At 47.1% G+C, this 4,387-nt stretch carries 3 protein-coding genes; 2 read left to right on the top strand and 1 reads right to left on the bottom strand.

Going from position 1 to position 4,387, the window contains the following annotated elements; translation table 11 throughout:
- Nucleotides 1-1,287, top strand: a 1,287-nt coding sequence (locus A3751_RS19965; protein ID WP_068458674.1) for a mannose-1-phosphate guanylyltransferase/mannose-6-phosphate isomerase, incomplete at its 5' end; no start/stop codon positions are given.
- 75 nt (nt 1,288-1,362) lie between these two features.
- On the opposite strand, the gene tviB is transcribed toward A3751_RS19965, so the two are convergent.
- Nucleotides 1,363-2,634, bottom strand: a complete 1,272-nt coding sequence (gene tviB, locus A3751_RS19960; RefSeq protein WP_068458673.1) for a Vi polysaccharide biosynthesis UDP-N-acetylglucosamine C-6 dehydrogenase TviB — start codon at nt 2,632-2,634, stop codon at nt 1,363-1,365.
- Between the two features lie 209 nt (nt 2,635-2,843).
- Here tviB and A3751_RS19955 point away from each other — a divergent pair, with 209 nt between their 5' ends.
- A complete protein-coding gene (locus A3751_RS19955; RefSeq protein WP_068458672.1) occupies nt 2,844-4,253 on the top strand; it encodes a TIGR03013 family XrtA/PEP-CTERM system glycosyltransferase in 1,410 nt (469 codons plus the stop codon).
- The last annotated feature ends 134 nt before the right edge of the window (nt 4,254-4,387 follow it).

Raw genomic sequence — 4,387 nt, 5'->3', positions numbered from 1 at the left:
TGTGTCGCTGAGCCGATTGTTGTTTGCAATGATGAGCATCGGTTTATTGTTGCAGAGCAATTACGCCAAGCTGGCCGCGAAGCAAAAAGCATAATCCTTGAGCCCGTCGGCCGAAATACGGCACCCGCCGTTGCTCTTGCGGCGCTTGACGCTGTGTCTGGAGATGCGTCAAATAACGAAGATGCGTTGCTATTGGTGTTGGCGGCGGATCATGTGATTCGTGATGTCGCCGCGTTTCAAGATGCGATTGAACGTGCCGCGAGTATCGCCGAGGCGGGTAAGTTAGCTACCTTCGGTATCGTGCCGCGTCACGCTGAGACGGGATATGGCTATATTAAATCTGGTGCAATGAGCAATGGTGCAGCGATTGTTGAAGAGTTTGTTGAGAAGCCAAATGCGGAAACAGCGGAACAGTACCTCAAAGCGGGATGCTATTTTTGGAATAGCGGTATGTTTATGTTCAAGGCGTCAGTTTATCTTGAGGAACTAGAGCGTTTTCGGCCTGATATTCTGGAACCGATCAAAAAGGCGTATGACAACCACTCAAAGGATATCGATTTTACCCGGCTTGCCGAAGAGCACTTTTTATTGAGCCCTGACGAATCGATAGACTATGCCATTATGGAGCAGACAGATCGAGCCATGGTCGTTCCATTGGATGCGGGCTGGAGTGATGTTGGCTCCTGGTCTTCTCTCTGGGATGAGTCCGAGCGTGACGGGCAAGATAACGCGGTGCATGGTGATGTGCTCACACACGATTCTCACAATAACCTGTTGTTTAGTGATTACAAATTGATCGCGGCAGTGGGTGTTGAGAATTTGGTGGTTGTTGATACCCCAGACGCAGTGTTGGTGAGCGCCAAAGATCGTGTTCAGGAAGTAAAATCCATTGTAGCGCAGCTACAAAAAGCTGGGCGCTCAGAGGGAAGTTTACATCGTGAGGTTGCTCGCCCTTGGGGTAGTTATGATTCGATTGATACCGGCGATCGTTTTCAAGTAAAACGCATTACGGTGAAGCCTGGTGCGAAGCTGTCTCTTCAAATGCATCATCATAGAGCCGAGCATTGGATTGTGGTTTCGGGCACCGCGTTAGTAACCATTGGCGATAAAGAAACCATGCTTTCAGAAAATGAATCGACCTATATTCCCATCGGTGTGACACACCGTCTGGAAAATCCGGGTGTTCTTCCTTTAGAGATGATTGAAGTGCAATCGGGAAGTTATCTAGGGGAAGATGATATCGTGCGCTTTGAAGATACTTACGGCCGAGACTCCCCGAGTAAGTAATTAGTCAGCGTTGATTCGAATAAATGTTAGCTCGGCGCACAACTCAATCGGGCGCCGAGCGTTATCGGGGTCTTACTACAATCTGCCATCAACCACGTCTTTATCGAAGATGTGTTTTACATCGTAAATAACATGGTTTGGTTTGCAGAGTGCTTTTAGCTCTGCTGAAGTAAGTGCCTTGATCTGATCGTGCGCAACACAGGCAAGAACCGCATCATAGTGGCCTTTGGCAGGCTCAGATACTAGCTTCAAACCGTATTCTGCTTCAACTTCGTCTGCATCAGCCCAAGGGTCGAATACGTCGATGTTGGCGTGGAACTCATCAAGATCATGGATCACGTCAACAACTTTCGTGTTGCGAATATCCGGGCAGTTTTCCTTGAAGGTCAGTCCCATGACAAGAATGTTCGCATCGACCATTTGAATCTTTTTCTCGGTCATTAGACGGAGAAGTTTTTCTGCGATATGGCCCGACATGTTGTCGTTAATGCGTCGACCAGAAAGAATCATCTCTGGGTGGTAGCCGATAGACTGCGCTTTGTAGGTTAAATAGTAAGGGTCAACGCCAATGCAATGGCCGCCAACCAAGCCTGGGCGAAATGGTAGGAAGTTCCACTTAGTGCCAGCTGCTTCAAGCACTTCAAGCGTGTCGATGCCCATTTTATCGAAGATCAGAGACAGCTCGTTTACCAAGGCAATGTTGACATCACGCTGGGTGTTTTCGATGACTTTTGCAGCCTCAGCAACACGAATTGAGCTTGCTTTATGGGTGCCGGCTGTAATGATGCTGCCGTAGAGTTGATCTATGAATTCCGCTGCCTCTGGAGTTGAACCGGAGGTTACTTTCAAAATATTGGTGACGCGGTGCTCTTTGTCTCCCGGATTAATGCGCTCTGGGCTGTAGCCGGCAAAAAAGTCCTTGTTTAGCGTTAAACCTGAACCTTTTTCAATCAGAGGGATGCAGTCTTCTTCTGTGGCGCCTGGATAAACGGTTGATTCGTAAATCACGTAGTCGCCTTTATTCACGACTTTGCCAAGCATCTCGCTAGCTTTGATCAGCGGCGTTAGATTCGGCGTTTTATATTTGTCGATTGGTGTTGGTACGGTAACAATGTAGACGTTTGCGCTTTCAATATCCGAAAGCTCTGTGCTAAAGCTCAAATGACTCGACTCTGCGAGCTCCTCGTTAGAGCACTCTAGCGTGCTATCAAATCCTTTTTTTAACTCTTCTATACGGTCTTGTTTGATGTCGAAGCCGATGGTGGGGTAATGCTTGCCGAATTCTACTGCTAAGGGAAGACCAACATAGCCCTGACCAATAACGCAGATTTTAGATTGCTGTTCCATTGCTGCCTTTTCTTTGTCTACTACAGTGTAAGGTGGTTGCGCTTAGCCGTTTTGTGCTGAACTTATTCAATTAAGTACCGCACTTTCTCTTCAATATAACTAAGCTATGCTTTTTATATTAGAGTCTTGAGTTCATAATAACGCAACTTCTATTTCATAAGTTTGTCTCCCTCAGGATCACAAGTAAAGCTACAACAGGATGTAATAGCGTGGCACATGTTCGAATACTGAATCATTACCTTCATACCAAGTTTATTGTGCTTGGCGCGATTGAGTTCGTGACGCTGATGGGGGCTTTGTTTCTCGCGGTGGATATCCGCAACCATTTCTCTGAAACAGAGTTGTTTTTACAAAACCCTGTGGCGCAAAGCGTGTTGTTTGCTCTGGTGCTGAATTGTTGTTCGCTTGCGATGGGTGTTTATACGGCAGTGTTTCAGGAAGGCAAGACCGGCATGGTGTTGCGCACACTAGTGGCTTATTGCTTTTTGGGGATGATTGCCCTGACCGCGTTGTTCTTTCTCGTGCCCGGGTTGTACATGGGGCGCGGCGTACTCGCTTATGCGGTTATCGCTGCTTTTGGATGCGTGCTGGTAGTTCGTTTTCTTTTTTATATGGTCGTCGATGTCGCCAACCTAGGGCGTCATGTACTTATTATTGGAGCAGGCAATAATGCTGCAGAGATCGTTAAGCGCCTTCAGCAGCAGCAGGGTACTCAGAGTTTTAAGTTGATAGGCTGTATGAGCAGTGGTTCTGAGTCCAGTGTCGTGGACGAGACCTTAATCGTGCCCGTTACTCGAGATCTGTTAGCTTATGTGAAGCAGCATGGCATTACGGAAATTGTTGTTGCACCTGATGAGCGTCGGAGCAGTGAAGGTGGTGCTGTACCTGTTGATGAATTGCTGAGCTGTAAGCTTGCCGGTATCAATGTCATCGAGCCGCTTGAGTTTTTAGAGCGCGAGTTGACTCGTATTGAGATTTCAATGCTTCGACCAGGTTGGGCTCTATATTCAAATGGGTTTACGTACTCGCAAGCACGAGATGTAGTGAAACGTATTTTTGATTTAAGTGTGGCGTTCTTGCTGCTAGCCATTATGTGGCCCTTTATGTTGTTGACTGCGATTGCAGTCGCTCTCGAGTCCGGGACGCCGGTTTTGTATAGCCAAAAGCGTGTGGGTTACAACGGTAAAGAGTTCTCGATTTATAAGTTTCGCAGCATGCGACAAGATGCGGAAAAAGGTGGTAAAGCGGTTTGGGCCCAGAAGAACGATGCGCGCGTTACGCGTGTTGGTGCTTTTATCCGAAATACACGGCTCGATGAGCTGCCGCAACTCTGGAATGTTATCACGGGTGATATGAGCTTTGTCGGTCCAAGGCCTGAGCGACCAGAGTTTGTTACTGATTTGAAAGAGCAAATACCGTTTTATGATTTGCGGCACAAAGTCAAACCTGGCTTGATGGGATGGGCGCAGCTGAAATATCCGTACGGAGCCTCAGTGCAAGATGCGCGCAATAAGCTGAAATACGATTTGTATTATGTGAAAAATCACAGCTTTTTTATGGATGTGCTGATCGTGATTCAGACGGTGGAAGTGGTATTGCTCGGGAAGGGTGTTCACTAGTTGGCGTGTAAAGCGACTGCGATTGCAAATTCTGCGTTAAAAAATAAACTTAAACGGCGCCCTTATTACCAATAAGCTTCGCTATTTATGTTCATTTTTGCCTTGTTTTTGTCGCGCTCGTTAAACTTTCTACT

This window comes from Oleiphilus sp. HI0080 (genome assembly GCF_001635135.1).
Note: the sequence above shows the minus strand (reverse complement) of the source record. Positions and strands in the feature narration are given on the sequence as shown.

Bases quoted from the DNA above. Each gene is read 5' to 3' on its own strand.
- tviB (WP_068458673.1), bottom strand. From the start codon at position 2,634: ATGGAACAGCAATCTAAAATCTGCGTTATTGGTCAGGGCTATGTTGGT.